Annotated in this window: 13 protein-coding genes; 3 read left to right on the top strand and 10 right to left on the bottom strand. The window is 43.3% G+C overall.

All coding sequences use genetic code 11. From position 1 onward, the window contains the following. Window positions 1–152: 152 nt before the first annotated feature. The 5 genes from tolA to AY605_RS09925 all read right to left on the bottom strand — a co-directional run bounded on the left by tolA (window position 153) and on the right by AY605_RS09925 (window position 4,689). Window positions 153–1,490, bottom strand: coding sequence for a cell envelope integrity protein TolA (gene tolA / locus AY605_RS09945; RefSeq protein WP_064096251.1), 1,338 nt, complete (start codon window positions 1,488–1,490; stop codon window positions 153–155). A gap of 3 nt (window positions 1,491–1,493) precedes the next feature. After that, window positions 1,494–1,943 carry a protein TolR gene (gene tolR / locus AY605_RS09940; protein ID WP_064096250.1) on the bottom strand — a complete coding sequence of 150 codons (450 nt, stop codon included), beginning with the start codon at window positions 1,941–1,943 and terminating at the stop codon, window positions 1,494–1,496. Next, the gene (gene tolQ, locus AY605_RS09935; protein ID WP_004645669.1) at window positions 1,943–2,641 is read right to left on the bottom strand and encodes a protein TolQ; all 699 of its coding nucleotides are present in this window, start codon (window positions 2,639–2,641) and stop codon (window positions 1,943–1,945) included. The genes tolR and tolQ overlap by 1 nt, the downstream gene beginning before the upstream one ends. A 27-nt stretch (window positions 2,642–2,668) precedes the next feature. Further along, window positions 2,669–3,076, bottom strand: a complete 408-nt coding sequence (gene ybgC, locus AY605_RS09930; protein WP_004645668.1) for a tol-pal system-associated acyl-CoA thioesterase — start codon at window positions 3,074–3,076, stop codon at window positions 2,669–2,671. A gap of 269 nt (window positions 3,077–3,345) precedes the next feature. Further along, complete coding sequence (locus AY605_RS09925) at window positions 3,346–4,689, bottom strand: amidohydrolase (RefSeq protein ID WP_171254953.1); 1,344 nt, start codon at window positions 4,687–4,689, stop codon at window positions 3,346–3,348. Window positions 4,690–5,071: 382 nt separating this feature from the next. Here AY605_RS09925 and AY605_RS09920 point away from each other — a divergent pair, with 382 nt between their 5' ends. Further along, the gene (locus tag AY605_RS09920; RefSeq protein ID WP_064096472.1) at window positions 5,072–6,301 is read left to right on the top strand and encodes an acetamidase/formamidase family protein; all 1,230 of its coding nucleotides are present in this window, start codon (window positions 5,072–5,074) and stop codon (window positions 6,299–6,301) included. A 136-nt stretch (window positions 6,302–6,437) separates the two neighbouring features. Next, on the top strand, window positions 6,438–7,187 hold the full coding sequence (locus tag AY605_RS15155; protein ID WP_064096248.1) for a hypothetical protein: 750 nt from the start codon (window positions 6,438–6,440) through the stop codon (window positions 7,185–7,187). Between the two features lie 12 nt (window positions 7,188–7,199). On the opposite strand, the gene ruvB is transcribed toward AY605_RS15155, so the two are convergent. From ruvB to AY605_RS09895, 5 genes are all read right to left on the bottom strand, one after another. Further along, entirely contained in the window at window positions 7,200–8,207 is a 1,008-nt protein-coding gene (gene ruvB, locus AY605_RS09910) for a Holliday junction branch migration DNA helicase RuvB (protein WP_064096247.1), read from the bottom strand. Window positions 8,208–8,440: 233 nt separating this feature from the next. Continuing rightward, window positions 8,441–9,043 (bottom strand): Holliday junction branch migration protein RuvA, encoded by a 603-nt coding sequence (gene ruvA / locus AY605_RS09905; RefSeq protein WP_064096246.1) that lies wholly within the window; start codon window positions 9,041–9,043, stop codon window positions 8,441–8,443. A gap of 113 nt (window positions 9,044–9,156) precedes the next feature. Further along, on the bottom strand, window positions 9,157–10,497 hold the full coding sequence (locus AY605_RS09900; RefSeq protein WP_064096245.1) for a deoxyguanosinetriphosphate triphosphohydrolase: 1,341 nt from the start codon (window positions 10,495–10,497) through the stop codon (window positions 9,157–9,159). Between the two features lie 192 nt (window positions 10,498–10,689). Further along, window positions 10,690–10,821 (bottom strand): putative transporter small subunit, encoded by a 132-nt coding sequence (locus tag AY605_RS15150; protein ID WP_212839209.1) that lies wholly within the window; start codon window positions 10,819–10,821, stop codon window positions 10,690–10,692. An 11-nt stretch (window positions 10,822–10,832) separates the two neighbouring features. After that, a complete protein-coding gene (locus tag AY605_RS09895) occupies window positions 10,833–12,470 on the bottom strand; it encodes a sodium:solute symporter family transporter (RefSeq protein WP_064096244.1) in 1,638 nt (545 codons plus the stop codon). 1,305 nt (window positions 12,471–13,775) lie between these two features. Between AY605_RS09895 and purL the strand changes: the two genes are divergently transcribed. Next, on the top strand, window positions 13,776–17,609 hold the full coding sequence (gene purL, locus AY605_RS09885) for a phosphoribosylformylglycinamidine synthase (protein ID WP_064096242.1): 3,834 nt from the start codon (window positions 13,776–13,778) through the stop codon (window positions 17,607–17,609). Window positions 17,610–17,698 lie beyond the last annotated feature (89 nt).

Genomic DNA, 17,698 nt, shown 5'->3' with positions numbered 1-17,698 from the left:
CATGAATTGATACGAACAAAACCCAGAATTTTTCACTCAACTGTTATCACACTGTGAAAAGTGAATATTGTTTAAGCTATTTCAATTGAAGTTTAACTTAAAAAATCAGCCATAACACCTGTTCTTGATGACGGCTGGTTTTTTTATTGAGTTTATTGAGCTGTAAAGGTTGAAGTAAAACTTCGTGCTTCACGGCGGGCATCCGAATCGGAAGGCATTGGATAAGGAGCAGCAGCACGTACTGCAGCTTCTACACTGGCCTTCATGTCCGGGTCACTCGAATTCACAATTACAGAAACCACAGAACCACTATCGCTTAGGGTGACACGAGCAGTCGCTTTCTGACCTGAAGAACCTACTGGCGTATCCCAAGCACGTTTGATTTTATTTTCAAAATCACGTTTTGCGGTGGATGCAATCCGTTTCGATTCCGCTTTTTTCTGTGCCGCTTCTTCAGCTGCCTGTTTGGCAGCGGATGCTTTGGCCTCTGCATCTGCCTTGGCTCGCGCATCGGCATCCGCTTTAGCTTTGGCTTCTGCATCTGCCTTACGTTTAGCGTCTGCGTCGGCTTTAGCTTTTGCAGCGGTATCCGATTTGGCCTTCGCATCAGTCTCTGCCTTACGTTTGGCATCCGCGTCAGCTTTGGCTTTAGCTGCTGCATCTGCTTTGGCTTTCGCATCAGCGTCCGCTTTACGTTTCGCCTCTGCATCATTTTTAGCCTTAGCTGCCGCGTCAGCTTTAACTTTTGCCGCTGCATCTGCTTTAGCTTTAGCGGCTGCGTCCGCTTTGGCTTTTGCATCAGCATCTGCTTTACGTTTCGCTGCTGCATCATTATTGGCTTTTGCTGCAGCATCGGCCTTACGTTTGGCCTCAGCCTCTGCTTTGGCTTTCGATGCAGCCTCTGCTTTTTGCTTGGCAGCTAAATCGGCTTTTTTCTTTGCTTCCAGTTTGGCTTTTTGTGCAGCATCGGCTTTGCGCTGTGCATCCAGTTCAGCTTGGCGTGCAGCTTCGGCTTCCGCCTTGGATTTTTGCGCTGCCTCTGCTTTAGCTGCTGCCTGTTTGGCCTGTTCAGCGGCTTGGGCACGTTTTGCTGCTTCAGCGGCTTGCTGCGCAGCCTTGGCTTGTGCTGCCTCTGCGGCTTTCAGTTCCTGCTGGGCTTTTTGTGTATCGACTTTTGGCGCAGGTGGAGTCACAGGTACAGCAGGGGCTGTAGTTGGAATGAAAGGAGCGGGTTCTATACTGGGTTCTGCCGTTTGAGTGATTTCTTCTGCAACATTGTTATGGGCAGTCTCCTCAAATTCAGTTTCTTCACGAGTGACCGGCTTGAGGTCCTCTGGCTTGATCAGAATAGTTTTAATCTGTTTCGGTGGTTCAGGGGGTTTACTCATCCCTAGAAAAAGCAGGCCCACCAAAGCCACTGCATGGATGCCGAGCGTAAATCCAATCGCAATTGCTTTTTTTTGAAAGGGCGGTTTCTGATAATTTTTCATACTTTATTCTAGGGGTTTGGTCAGTAAACCGACCTGAGAAAGGCCAGCATCTTGCAGGCTCGACATCAAGGCCATGACCTCACCATAAGGACGGGTATTATGGCCATTGATCACGACATTCAGCACCTTGTTTTCATTTTGTGCCTGGGTTTGGGCATCAACAAGCGTACGGGTTAATTCTTCCAGTGTGACCGGACCAGTCGCCTGATTTTTATATTCTAGATAATATGAACCATCTTCTTTGAGTGTGACAATTGTCGGCGCATCCTTGGATTCGATCGGCAAACCGTTGGCCTGAGGCAAATCGACCTTGATGCCGCTGGTAATCATCGGGGCGGTGACCATAAAGATCACCAGAAGTACCAGCATGACATCGATATACGGCACCACATTCATGTCACTTTTCAGTGGCTTTTTAATACGCTGAAAGCGTCCTGAACCTTGAATCGCCATTAGTCTTTGTCCTGAGTTACGCCCACAGACTGACGTTGCAATAGCGCTACCATTTCTTCGGCAAACAGCGCACGGTCAGAGTAGACCGTTTCACCTTTGGCCGTAAAATGGTTGAAAGCCAATACCGCTGGAATAGCTGCGAACAGACCGATCGCTGTTGCAATTAGTGCTTCGGCAATACCGGGTGCGACTGTGGCTAGCGTTACCTGATCGACATCTGCCAGGCCAATAAAGGCATTCATAATGCCCCAGACTGTACCGAACAGACCGACATAAGGCGCGACCGAACCAATACTCGCCAATGCGCCCAGACCTTGTTCCAGATGACCTTGGTCACGGCTTAAACCGACACGCAGAATACGCTCTGTTCCTTCAATCGACTGGGCAGTTGGCGCATGGCGTTTTTTCAGTTTCAGGAATTCGCCCAGACCCTGATAGAAAATATCTTCAAGGCCGGTACGTTTAGAATTAAGTTGTGCATTGTTATACAGAGTATTCAGTTCAGCACCAGACCAGAAGATTTTCTGGAAATGTTCATCATCGGCCTGGGCTTTTTTATAACTCATGTAGAGCCTGGCAATCAGATACCAGCTATATATTGAGGCTAACAGCAGAGAAAGCATCACCAGTTGTACGACAGGGCTTGCTTGTAAAATAAGATCTGAAACTTGAAGAGATGATTCTAACTGAGTCGCCATAGTTGTTACGTGTGCCAATAAATTTTTTTAGTCTTGTTCCAATTCTTTTTGAATTAGTTCGCGGATTTCATCCGGGAGTCGACGTGGTCGCATCTCTGCACTGATACATGCCAACTCAACCTCACCTGATGCAAGCATGATTTCACCACGATAAATATTTTGTTGCAATACAAATGATGAAGCTTTACATGAAATAACACGTGCTGTAACAGTAATTAAGTCATCCATCAGAATCGGACGCATGTATTTAACATTAATTTTATGCACCACAAAGTTGTAGTCTGTCTGATGCCAGTAATGGCTCACTCCAGCGGCACGTAACCATTCGGTACGGGTACGTTCCATATAGCGAATATGATTGGCGTGATAGACAATGCCACCCGCATCAGTATCTTCAATATAAACGCGGATATTGAATTCAAAGTGATTCGCCATAGTTATGTTCCATGCAGATTTTCGAAATTTTTGCTTGTTTTTTTAGAGGCAGGAGGAGGCTTAGAATTTGCCGGATTCCTGCCAAAAGTCAAGCAATTTAGCGGCTCAAAGTTTAGCATTGTGAGTTTTGAGACCAATGGCACAAGATGTCAAATCTGGATGAAAGTGGGTAAGTTAGGGTAGAGCGCAATTAACAGCTCATTTATGAAACAGCAGCAGATACTAAAATGCGCGAGTCTATTGAGCCGCGCATTTTTTGTAGCAGAGGATTAACTTTTATCTTTCTGTTTCCAGTTGGCCTGAACCTGCTCAGCCACTTTTGGATAGTCCAGAATAAAACGGATATGGCTTTCGACACCGGTTTTCAAGGTCGCATCATCGACAATGAAATTCGGGTTGTGGTTCGGTGCGGCTTTTGCCGGATCCTGATCTGCTGGCGTGGCACCGACAAATACGAAGAGCGATGGCATAAGCTGGCCATAGTAAGCAAAGTCTTCACTGGCGCTGGCATTGTTATCTAAAACATGCAATTTATCTTCACCATGCACGCTCGCCAATGTCGGGCGCATTAATTCAGTCAAGGTTTTATCATTGGTGGTTACCGGTGCATAAGGTGCAATTTCGACTTTCACCTTGACGTCATTGGCAGCGGCATTGTGTTCCAGCATTTTCGGCAAGTCTTTTAAAATGCCCTGACGTACATCTTCACTATTAGAACGGATGGTACCGACCATATTGACCTGATCTGGAATGACGTTACCGGTGGTACCGCCCTGAATACTGCCGATACTCACCACACCCATCCCTTTAGTCAGGTCAGCTTTACGGCTGATCAGACTTTGCAAATTGGTCACCATCTGGGCAGAGGCATAAATCGGGTCTTTACCTGCCCAAGGCATGGAACCATGCACCTGACTGCCATTGACCTGAATACGTAGATGATCGGCACTATTTAAAATCGCACCATCTTTGTAGAAGATATTGCCACTTGGCATGCCTGCCATTACATGCATCCCGAAAATCACTTCAGGTTTCGGACTGTTCAAGGCACCATCGGCAATCATTTTGCGGGAGCCAATCTGATCTCCATGAGTGAAGTTATCGATATCTGCACCACCTTCTTCAGCCGGCTGGAATACAAACACCACTGTACCCGCAATTTTATCTTTATTGGCCGCCAGCACTTTGGCTGCACCCAATAACATTGCAGTATGTGCATCATGACCACAGGCATGCATCACATAGGTTTCTTTGCCTTGATAAATGGCTTTTTGTTTGCTTGCAAAAGACACTGGTGCAGTTTCTTTAATTGGTAGTGCATCCATATCTGCGCGTAAGGCCATTACAGGGCCGGGTTTTGCACCTTTTAATACACCGATTACACCGGTTTTGGCATAGCCTTTACGTACTTCAATACCGTAGGATTTTAATTCTTTTTGGACCAGTTCCGAGGTTTTGAATTCCATGTTGCCCAGTTCAGGATGCTGGTGGATATGCTGGCGTAATTTGATGGTGTGTGCTTCAGCAGCTTGTACAGAATCATCAATCCAGTCGGCCATGCTGAACTGGCTACAGAAAAGAAGAGGGAGACAAAGGGAGATCTGCTTATACATGTTCATACTTCGGGAGAACCTTAAGAATTTTAAACGGTTAAAGTGATTCTTTAGGATGGCATACTGATCTAAATTCCACCAAAACCCTCTAAGTATTTTTTGATACTTTAAAGGTATTCTGAATGTTAATAACTGTTCTCAAAGAGCTTTATTTTTTTCTTTTACATTGTAAAAATATGTATCTATATTAATTTTTTATATTTATAAGGTATGAGGCTTATAAAAATAACCACATGAAAAATGATTAAGGAAAAGAAAAAAATGATTCCATTTATATCTATAGCCTGGATGAAGTGAAGATTTTTTTAACATCTTAAAATAATTTTGGCACTTAGATTGCATTCACTCTTCCGTAATATTTTTTATGATGGAAATTGAACAGATGTTAAAACCTTTGGCTTTATCTCTGGCAGTGGCTTCAAGCTTAAGTTTTATTTCGACAAGCATATGGGCTGAAGACTTTAAAATACTGAAACAGCTGGAAAATAAACCGACATTACTCAAAAGTGGTGAATATAAAGGTCATTATTATGTGCCGAGTACCTTGAATACGATTACGTGGGGTTATCTGCCAAATAAAGATGCAAAACCTGTTTTAACTGTACCTTCAGGTAGCACAGTTACTTTCGATACAGTTTCGCATGAAGGGCTGCTAGAAGATCAGGGCCGTAATGCAGAGAAATATTTCACCTCAAAAGGTGTCAAGCCTGAGCATGTATTGGATGAAGCCAAGCTGATCACGAATTCCAAATTAAAACATGATTTCCATAAAGATGGACCACACATTATTACCGGGCCTGTCTATGTAGAAGGGGCAATGCCGGGTGATATTCTAAAGGTGGAGATTTTAAAAGTTGAACCGCGTGTGCCTTATGGTGTGATTTCAAACCGTCATGGCAAAGGCACCTTACCCGAATTTCCGAAACGTCAGAAACATGAGCATGCATCTCCAGCCAATCCGGAGGCTTATGGCAACGTGTCCATTTTTACCCCAATTGAGAAAAATGCAGATGGCATATGGGAAGGCGTTTTAAAAACTGAATCTGATAAAGCGATTCGTTTCCCGCTGAATCCGTTTATGGGCACCATGGGCGTTGCACCAAATACCAGTGAGCCTGTGCACTCTGTGCCGCCATCATTTTATGGCGGGAATATCGACATTAATGAATTAGGAGCAGGGGCTACGGCTTATTATCCTGTACAAGTGCCAGGTGCTTTATTCTATACAGGCGATAGTCACTTTGTACAAGGCGATGGCGAGGTGGCTTTAACTGCCTTGGAAGGATCGGCGCGTGCGACTTTAAAATTCACTTTGCTTAAATCAGGAAAAGATAAAATTCCGGGTGCAGAAATTAAACAGCCACTGGCTGAAAATGCTGAATTCTGGATCACACCGGGTCTGGATGAAGACTTGGACGAAGCCATGCGTAAATCCACCCGTGAAGCGATCCGTTTTCTGGTCAATGAATATGGCATTTCTGAAGAAATTGCCTATGCCTACTTAAGTGCTGCCACTGACTTTGAAGTGTCTCAAGTGGTGGATAAGACCAAAGGTATTCATGCCATGATTCGCAAGGCGGATTTTAAGGAGTTTAAGAAAGAAGAAAATTAATTTCTTTAATGAGTTTTTTGTTTTGTGCTTTTACCAACTGATTCAGGCATGGTCAGTTGGCTTTTTATTTTTTAATGCTTTGAAACTGTTTAGAATGCGATGCTTATAGATTTGAGTTAAATATTGGGGGGAAGATTTGACACAGGAAAATAATAATGAGGTGATGATTCAACTGCCGTGGGCAGTACCACAACAGCCTTTAGTACAAACTACAAGTATTCTCGAAAATCTAAATAAGAAAATGGAACTTAATCTCACTCATTCGACAGATACAACCGCAATTTGGTCTTTTATTATAGCGATGATTGTCGCTATAATTTTAGGAATTTCTGCAACATTTATCGCTATTTGGTATGGACGGAAAAGTTTTGATTTAACTAAACAGTCTTTTGATGCATTAGTAAAGCAAATAGAAAGTTCTGAAAAAATAATCCAAGATTCAAATCAAAGCTTGATTGCATCACAAGCTGAATTAAAAAAATATGAACTAGAATATCTTCATAGGGTAGAAGAAACTAATAAGTTAAGAAACATTGTAGCTGACTATTTATCACATTTAGTGCAGTTTAATATTGATATCACAATGAATTTTAAAACATATTCAACTGTTGACTTAATTCAGGAAATTATAAAATTTAATACTCAAATCATTAAATTTCATTATCAAATTGAATTGTTTCTTGATTCTCCTTCTACTGACTCACATTCTAAAATAGAAAATGCATTAAAAAGGGTATTAAATTCTGTATGGGAAATTAGAGACTCTGTTGAAAATAAAGAAAAATTTAATATGAGTTTGGCTATTTATTCCTTAAGTTTACAAGCTGTTAGAGAAGAATTGAGTAATTTAATTATTCAAGAGATAAAAAAACAAAAGGGAGAATAAATCTCCCTTTTCTCATTTGTCCTTCGGTTCAGGAGGAGTCATCCCAAACTGCAAATACGCCATATTGGTGGCAATACGACCACGTGCAGTACGCATCACATAACCTTGCTGAATCAGATAAGGTTCAATCACATCCTCCAACGTACCAGAATCTTCTGCCATGGCTGCTGCGAGCGCTTCTACGCCAGCAGGGCCGCCATCAAAACGTTCAAGCAACATTGATAAATAACGGCGGTCTAAAGTATCTAGACCATCTTTATCGACTTTGAGCATGTCCAAAGCACGTTGTGCCATATCCTGATTGATTTCACCAGTACCTTTGACCTGAGCATAGTCACGCACACGACGCAATAAACGGTTAGCAATACGTGGTGTACCTCGTGAACGACGGGCAATTTCTTTTGCACCATCTCCCGTCATCGGTACATCCATCAAATTGGCTGAACGTTTGACAATGTGGGTTAAATCTTCAACCGAATAAAACTCTAAACGTTGCACGATTCCAAAACGGTCACGCAGTGGTGAAGTCAATAAACCGGCACGTGTAGTTGCAGCTACCAAGGTAAATGGCGGTAAATCCAGTTTAATCGAACGGGCAGCCGGGCCTTCACCAATCATGATGTCGAGTTGATAATCTTCCATCGCCGGATACAGGATTTCTTCAATCACGGGTGAAAGACGGTGAATCTCGTCAATAAACAGGACATCGCCTTCTTCCAGATTCGTTAGCATGGCTGCTAAATCACCGGCACGTTCTAGTACCGGGCCAGAGGTTGACTTGAGATTGCCCCCCATTTCACGGGCAATAATATTGGCCAATGTCGTTTTACCCAGACCTGGCGGGCCAAAGATCAGCGTGTGATCGAGAGCTTCTTCACGGCCACGGGCTGCGCCAATGAAAATTTCCATTTGCTCACGGACCACCGGCTGACCGATATAGTCATCTAGGGAAGTCGGACGGATGGCACGATCAAAGTGATCTTCGGGTTTTTCAGAACCACTGATGAGACGGTCTTGCATCTTTTGAGTTAATCTCTATGGTTTATTTGAGGTGAATAAAGTCATAGCCTCAAAATGCTCTTGGAATTTCTATGCCATTAAGTCGGCATGCTCTTACTTTTGACTGGGCAAAAGTAACAAAACCCATTTTTTAAACTGATGCTACATCCTGATCGCACAGTTTAGCAGGCGACATCCATGTCGCTAGGCAGATTCTGATACTGGCATAAATTCTATATCCAGTATCTGTGCTATTACTTATTCATCGACTTTAATGCAGCGCGGATAATATCGCTGGCTTCAGTAAATTCACCTTTGGCAGCATTCACCAGTTTTTGTGCTTCAGCAGGTTTATAGCCCAACGACTGTAATGCTGCTTCCGCTTCAGCCACGGCTGAATTACTCATAAACTGAATTTGTGGTGCAGTTGAATTACTTGGTGCAGCACCTGAAGCCATGGCTTTAAAGCGGTCACGTAATTCAATCATCAGGCGTTCTGCAGTCTTTTTACCCACCCCCGGAACCTTGACCAGAGTATTGATATCTTCATGTTCAACGGTGTGGATCAGCATTTCCACACTTAAAGTGGAAAGGATACCAAGCGCCATTTTCGGACCAACGCCGTTCACCTTTAATAAGGTACGGAAAATGGTTTTTTCTTGCGCATTGATAAAGCCATAAAGTAACTGGGCATCTTCACGAACAGCCAGATGGGTCCACAGGGTAATTTTCTGGCCTTTTTGCAACTGACAGAAAGTGGTTAAAGGGGTGTCAATCTCATAACCTACGCCGTTCACATTTAATAAAACAGTCGGTGCTTCCAGCGCCAGCACTTCCCCAATCAGGCATCCAATCATTTTTTATATACTCAAATTTAATACAGGCATAGTAGTCAGCATTTTTGATAAAGGCAAAACTCTATCAGTTAAAAGCAGTGATTTTGCTGAGATTTTCATCAGGTCTTCACTGCTTAAAGCAAGCCGGCTTTATTGCCATGCAGTTCCTGCGCCAGATTATAAGCCTGATGATCAGAAAACTTGGAGACAATATCCAGCACCTGCATGATATTGGCATAGTGATCATTTGCAAAATATGCACCTGAGCGTTTTAAAATAGCCATTAAACGTTGTTCCTTAAAGCTTAAGGTTTTGTGTGGCGTGGTCAAAGGAATAAAGGCATCCAGAATGGTTTGCAGACTTTGATGCGCGATAATTTCCAGACCTGCTTTTTGCGGATGTTCAAAGATTTTGTCTCGCGCCAGTTCTTTGGCCCGGTTAATACCCATTTCAATATCAGCACTACAATAACCCAGCAATGAGCCTTGCAATTGGCCCATCAGAATTTCCTGCTGATGTCGTGCAAATGCTGTAGTAACTTCTTCTACCAGACGTTTCATTACCCGGCCACGCAGCGCGGCAATTTTTTGTTGCCAGGTGGTATAAGGCATATTGATTTCTTCAGGTATACCATAATCACCCAGCAAGTTCAGAAAGACTGGTTCAACTTCCGCATAGCTGAGCATATTCAGGCTGATACCATCCTCCAGATCAATCAGGGCATAGCAGATATCATCCGCAGCTTCTAAAAGATAGGTCAGGGGATGTCGGCAATAATGATAGTCACCTAGCTGGATCAGGCCCAAATGTTCAGCAATTTCCTGCAAAACCTCTTTTTCAGACTGGTAGCAGCCGAATTTCGGACGACGGCTGGCTGGCGTGTTGCCGGTCGGGTCAATGGTCTGCGAGAGCCACGGATATTTGAGATAAGCACCCAGAGTGGCATAGGTCAGACGCATACCGCCATCATTAGGATGATAGTCAATCTTGGTCAGCAGACGCAGGCCTTGGGCATTACCTTCAAACTGACGGACATCCGCTTCCTGTTCGGGACTCAGGTTGTTTAAGAAGTCGGTATGTGATGCATCGTCAAACCACTCCCGAATGGCATATTCGCCGGCATGGCCAAAAGGTGGATTACCAATATCATGTGCCAGACAGGCGGCCTGAATGATGGCACCAACATCAGCCGGAGAAATCCAGGCAGGTAAATTATCTTTGATTTTTTCGGCAGCCAGCATACCCAATGAACGGCCAATACAGGAGACCTCAAGCGAATGGGTCAAACGGGTATGAATCCCGTCATGCTGAGTCAGTGGATGGACCTGGGTTTTGCGGTTTAACTGACGGAAACTGTGTGAAAAAATAATACGGTCATAGTCTTTATGGAACGGGCTGCGTGCCAGTTCAGTTTTTTGCTTTTTACTACCCATCCGAACTGTCGAGAGCAGTTCTAACCAACGCATTTGAGTCATTTATCATTATTCAGTTATTAACTGTTTGCATCATGCCAAAAAACTGGTTCGGGGACTAGGGCAGTGCGACATGAATTGTCATGCTGCATATGGTTATTTTAGCCAGCTGTAAAAGACTGAGAATTAAAAATCAAAATTATCAAATGAACAATAAAAAAGCAGGCTATTAAACCTGCTTTATACGGTAAAGAATCAGATTAGCTCTTTACCATTTTTCTTGGCCTGTTGTGTGTCTTTATAGACATTCAGGCAAATCGTGAACAGGACCAGGCTTGCCACTAATGGCCAAAAAAGTACATATAGGGTCAATAATTGACTTGTCATCTGAACTCTCCTTATTTACTTTTCTCAGATAGCTGGTGAAATTCAATCACCATCTTATTGATTTGTTTAAAATCAAATCGTTCTTTACTGTAGATCAGCGTCAACACAGTACATACCAGCGCACTACTGCCATACGCTGTCAGTGAGCTTAACAAGGTGCCGTATTCACGCAAAAAGCCGGTGGTCCATGGCATGAAGCCAATACTGGCCAATATACCAACGACCATACCCACTTTCTTGCCAAAGAAACCAAAGGTCATCAGACCCAGCACCACACCAATCCCCAGGGTCGCAATGAGTTCAAAGCCAAGTGCGATCATTCCCTGAATCGGAAGCCATTCAAAACGTACAATCAGAAAGCTTAAAAATGCCAGGCCCACTGACCAGTTAAAGGCCCGGGCATTCACCTTGTCCCAATACAGGCTGACAATCACCGGGAACACAATAGAGCCCCAAAGCGCACCCACAAAAATCAGCATCGACAAAATGTCAAATTTCAAGGTGGCAATCAAAATTCCAAGCATGGTGGCAACGATCATGGTCATACGGCCAATAAATAGCATTTTCTTTGGATCAGGGCGGTTTTTCGCAATCTGTTTGCCATAAATGTCCGTCATGACAATCGCAGACAGAGCAGACAGATCCGAGTCAGCGGTAGAAGACAGGGCTCCAATCACCATGATGAATAACAGCGCGACCATAAATGGCGAAAGATAAGTCGCTGCCATTTGTGGAATCAGGTTATTCAGGTTGCCATCAATGGGTTGAATACCTGCAAATAGTGCCAGTAATCCAAGCATGCCTAGACCAATGACAATTGCAGCATAACCAATGGTTGCAGTGATAAAACTCGGTTTGATCAGGTCTTCACGGACTGCAAACAGGCGCTGGGCAATGGTCTGATTACCAATCGCATAGGCCAATACGGCAACAAAAAATGGTGCGCCTTGTTCCAAAAAGGCTGTTTTAGAGAAAAAATCCAGCTGTTCCGGTTGCAGGTGATGAATTCCGCTTTGAAACAGGGATGGCCCACCTAAGGTAAAGAATAAGGTTGGAATAATGATCACAGCCGCGACAATCATTGCCACCAGTTGACCAAAATCGGTAAAGACTGAGGAACGGAACCCCGACCAGAGGGTATAGGACAGTACACCGATACCAGTAATCAGCACGCCATGGATAAAGCTTAAAGGAGATAAAATTTCAACCAGTGCCCCGGCAGCGGTAAAGTTCACCATCAGGCTGATCACGCTACCCACAATATTGGAACCTGCCAGAATCATCTGACTTTGATTGCCATGCCGGGCATGCATGATTTCTGCCAAAGTATGTGCATTAGGTGCCAGTTCACGAAAGCGCTTGCCAAAGGGATAGATAAATAAAATCATCAGCGCACCCCACAAACCATAGTGGAGGGCACCAGACACGCCGTATGTATATCCGGATGAAGCTGCTGCATAAAACGAGGCAGCCCAGATCCAGGTGGCGGTCATACTGGCAGCAGACATTCCAAATCCGATGGAGCCATTCGAAACCATGTAGCCATCGACATTTTCATTTTTCTGTTTAATGCGTAACGATAGTAGAAAGGTGATGCCATAGAAAAGCACCATCAATAGTACAGTTGCTGTACTAGTGAACTGAAACATACATACTCCTTAAGCGGGTCACCTTTTGTTTTTGAAAGTTAAATCATTGGTGACAGATTAAGGCTCTAAAATAGACAGAGCAGTGAAGCTATAGAACATCAAAAAGTGAGTGTCCGAATATAGAATTTATATTCATCTCTACAGCAGAAAGGAAAAACCATTGCCAGGCCCGGAATTTGGACGTTTTCTCAGCAATGGAGCAAGAGCCTAACATAAAATCATCAAATTTACTGATGAAGTATCTATTTTGTAAGATTTCTGGCTGATATAGAGATGTAAGCTCGTTACTCTTACCTTTGAATAAAAAAATATTTTTTTGTCATTTTTTTAGCAATTACAAATATTTATTTTAAAATTTTTGAGTTAAATAAAAACTGAGAATACGGATTAAATAAAAAAGGTAACAAAATTTTATTATTAATCATTTCTTCATTATTTTTTTAGATAGTCCTCATAATTACTGGTAAATTTTTTCATAAATACGAGTGGTGTTTTGCTATTTATATTGTGCTTTTTACGCATAATAGAACTAATGAATAAGTGATGAAATTTCAAAATATTGGATATGATGGGGTAATTTTATCGATATAATCTTTGGTCTTTTAGATCAGTAAATTTTACTTAATTATGATCTAAGAAGATAAACATCAAATATGAAAAAATAAAAGGATCAAATAAGGAATTTTATTTTTATTCTTTTAGAAGATGAGAATAGATGTTCGGTTTTTGTTCTGAAGATTATGTTAAATTAAAATACCACTCAGTATTAATTATTCGTTTATAGAGGGTGGTAATTTGCCTCTAGTGCCCTAATGGAGGAGATGGGCAGAGAACTGTTCCTTGTAGTGCAGAACGGCAGAAGACCTTTAACCAATTTTCTAATCTTGAGGGTGAAAGGTGAGAGTCAATCAAAATAATTAAAAACAGCGTGCAAAAATAGAACTTCATGAAAAACCTGGTTCTTAAGTATTTTATTCTGTTTTATACAGGAGTTTTGGCAAGTTATAGCCATACAATCTGAACAAGAATTTGTCATGATTGTTGTTGAAAAATAATACAATTTTTATATATAAAATTATTCTGAACTGGTTTTGATTTTTCTTTAAAAAAATGTGATAACCTGTGCGACTACATTCAATTTTCCTGACTGAAAATAAACAAAATTTTTTAAAAGTCCAGGGTATTTCAGCTATAGTTTTCTGATTTGGCATCTAGCCGATTTCCTTATTTCACAGTAGAATATGCGCTCTCTCAAGTCACATTGTGGCATGGTTGTTCAGACCATCCCGTGGAGCCAAAATCAGCATGTTTATCGTTGCCGGTGCACCCGCACATTCTTCTTTTAAGAAAACTCAACTATTATCGCGTTTGACGTCAATTAGTTCTGTTCAATCAATTGAAAGTCAATGGGTCTACCTCTTTGACCAAGCGCTCAGCGAGCAACAACAGCAATCAGCTTTACAGCTTCTCAACGATGGTCAATCTTTTGAATTGCACCAGGCTGCAAGTGATGAAATCCAGATTTTAGTCACACCGCGCGTCGGAACCATCTCTCCTTGGTCCTCTAAAGCGACGGATATTTTCAAAAACTGTAATACGCCGGTTCATCGTTTAGAACGCGGCGTTTTATTTACTTTGAAAGGCACAAAAGAGCTTTCCAAAGAGGCTCTACAGGTCCTGCACGACCGTATGACCGAAAGCGTATTCAATGCGATTGAAGATGCTGCGGTATTATTTGTGGAAACGGCGCCCAAACCATTGAACTCCATTGATATTCTGGGGGAAGGTAAAGAAGCGCTGGTTAAAGCCAATAATGAATTTGGTTTCGCATTATCAATGGACGAAATTGATTACCTGACTGAAGCTTTCATCAAGCTGGGTCGTAATCCGAATGACATTGAACTGATGATGTTTGCACAAGCCAACTCTGAGCATTGCCGTCATAAAATCTTCGGTTCAGAATGGACAATTGATGGTGAAGTTCAGCCATTGTCATTGTTCCAGATGATCAAAAATACGTATAAAGAATCACCAACAGACGTATTGTCAGCTTATAAAGACAACGCTTCAGTGATTGTGGGTTTTGATACGCAACGTTTCTATCCAACCCTGGAAAATAGTGGACAACACGTTTATAAGTACAAGAGTCAGGCTGCACATATCCTGATGAAGGTAGAGACGCATAATCACCCGACTGCGATTGCACCATTTGCCGGTGCTGCGACAGGTTCAGGCGGTGAAATCCGTGATGAAGGCGCAACTGGTCGGGGTGGTAAACCAAAAGCAGGTTTAACAGGTTTCACTGTTTCTAACCTGAATATTCCAGGCTTTGAACAGCCTTGGGAAGAAAACTACGGCAAACCATCTCGTATGGCATCTCCACTTCAAATCATGATTGAAGGCCCATTGGGTGGTGCAGCGTTTAACAACGAATTTGGTCGTCCTGCATTAAACGGTTACTTCCGTACCTTTGAACAAAACGTCAATGGCGATGTTAAAGGTTTCCATAAGCCAATCATGATTGCCGGTGGTTACGGGAATATCCGTCCGGATCACGTTGAAAAAGATCCGATTCAGCCGGGCGATTTATTGATCGTTCTTGGTGGTCCAGCCATGCTTATTGGTTTAGGCGGTGGTGCAGCGTCTTCTGTAGACAGCGGTAAATTGGGCGAGAACCTGGACTTTGCTTCGGTACAACGTGAAAATCCGGAAATGGAACGCCGTTGTCAGGAAGTGATTGATACCTGCTGGCGCATGGAAGATCACAACCCAATCGTGTCGGTGCATGATGTAGGCGCGGGTGGTATTTCCAATGCCATGCCTGAACTGGTGAATGACCACGAGCTTGGTGCAGTGCTGGATCTGCGTAAGATTCCATCGCTTGAGCCAGGTATGTCTCCAATGGAAATCTGGTCAAACGAAGCGCAAGAACGTTATGTTTTGGCGATTCGTCCATCTTCTTTAGAATTATTTGAATCGATCTGTGCGCGTGAACGTTGTCCGTTTGCAGTACTGGGTGAAGCGACTGAAGCACGTCATTTAACCGTTGAAGATCCATTGTTCGGCAACAAGCCGGTGGATATGCCAATGCAGGTGATGCTTGGTGGTACGCCACGTATGAGTCGTTCATATGAAACGATTGAACGCAAAGGCGATGACTTTGACGCAGCTAAAGTCACTGATCTGAAAGATGCGATTTATCGCGTTCTGAAAAACCCGACAGTGGCTTCTAAATCATTCCTGATCAGTATTGGTGACCGTTCGATTACCGGTATGGTGGCACGTGACCAGATGGTGGGTCGCTGGCAGGTTCCTGTCGCGGATGCTGCTGTGACTACAACAAGCTTGGTGGGTTACACCGGTGAAGCAATGGCAATGGGTGAACGTCCACCAGTAGCCTTGTTGAATCCTGCTGCGTCTGCACGTTTATCAGTTGCTGAATCGATCTCGAACATCATGTCTGCGAAGATTGAAAAAATCAGCGATATCAAGCTGTCTGCAAACTGGATGGCGGCTGCCGGTCAACAAGGTGAAGACCAGGCATTATTCGAAGGCGTAAAAGCTATCGGTATGGAAATGTGTCCGGCACTGGGTATTGCAATTCCGGTGGGTAAAGACTCATTGTCTATGCGTACTACCTGGAATGATGAAGGTGAAGACAAGTCTGTGACTTCTCCAATGTCAGGCGTGATTACTGCATTTGCACCAGTAACTGATGTTCGCAAGACATTGACGCCTGAACTGAAAGATATTGAATCTGTACTGGTTCGTATTGATCTGTCTAAAGGTCAATTCCGTCTGGGCGGTTCGATCCTGGCTCAGGTTTATAAAGCGATTGGTTCGGTTACGCCTGATGTGGATAGCTTCGATGACTTCAAAGCATTCTTCGCATTGGTACAAGATTGGAACAACCGTGGCTTGATCAAAGCGTACCATGACATCGGTGATGGTGGTTTGGTTGCGACTGTTGCAGAAATGATGTTCGCGTCACGTCTTGGTGTAGCATTAGAAGAGCAATCTGTAGCTGGTCTATTTGCTGAAGAAATCGGTGCAGTGCTGCAAATCGCGAAAGCAGATTGGGAGGTATTACAGGCTGAAGTTGCAGCATCTACGCTTAAAGATGCAATTACAGTGGTGGGTACTGTCAACAATACAGATACTTTAACTGTAAATGGCTTGAGCTTAGATCGTGCTGATCTACAAGTGGCCTGGACTGAAGTATCACATCAAATCCAGCGCCTGCGTGACAACGTGGAAACGGCGGATCAGGAATTTGCGTTAATTACTGATAAAGCACACCAAGGTATTATTGCTCAACCGACATTTGACCTGAACGAACCTGTTGAAGCGCCTTTCATTAACTTGCGTCGTCCAAATATGGCAATTCTGCGTGAGCAGGGTGTCAATGGTCATGTAGAAATGGCTGCAGCATTTGATAAAGTCGGCTTCAATACGGTTGACGTACATATGAGTGACTTGCTGGCAGGTCGTATCAGCCTGGATGATTTTGAAGGCTTGGTAACTTGTGGTGGTTTCTCGTATGGTGACGTGCTGGGTGCAGGCGGCGGCTGGGCAAAATCAGTCTTATTCAATGCCAAGTTACGTGACCAGTTTGAGAAATTCTTTAACCGTCAGGAAACTTTCTCATTAGGTATCTGTAATGGTTGCCAGATGTTGTCCCAATTGGCTCCACTGATTCCGGGTGCTGAACACTGGCCTCGTTTCTACCGTAATAAGTCAGAAGTATTTGAAGCACGTGCAGTGAACGTACGTGTAGAAAAATCGAATTCTGTCTTGTTGCAAGATATGCAGGGTTCGATTCTACCGATCGCTGTAGCGCATGGTGAAGGTCGTGCGGTTGCAACTGCGGAAAACTTTGCTGCACTGAATGCATCGAATCAGGTCGTTTTACGTTATGTCGATAGCCATGGCAATGCAACTGAACAGTATCCATTGAACCCGAACGGTTCACCAGAAGGTATTACTGGTGTAACGTCGCAGGATGGTCGTGCAACGATTATGATGCCACATCCGGAACGTAACTTCCGAGCGATTCAGCATTCTTGGAAACCGGAAGACTGGGATCAGGATGGTGCCTGGTTACGTATGTTCCGTAATGCACGTAAGTTTATTGGTTAATCCATTTTAAATTTCAAGAAAGGGTCGCAAAAGCGGCCCTTTTTATTGGAATATCCGCTTTCAGAGAAAGCTGAATGATTTATTAATTA

This window comes from Acinetobacter sp. SFD, from assembly GCF_001647575.1.
In the GTDB taxonomy this organism is placed as follows: Bacteria; Pseudomonadota; Gammaproteobacteria; order Pseudomonadales; family Moraxellaceae; genus Acinetobacter; species Acinetobacter pecorum.
This window is presented reverse-complemented; position numbering and strand designations above follow the sequence as displayed.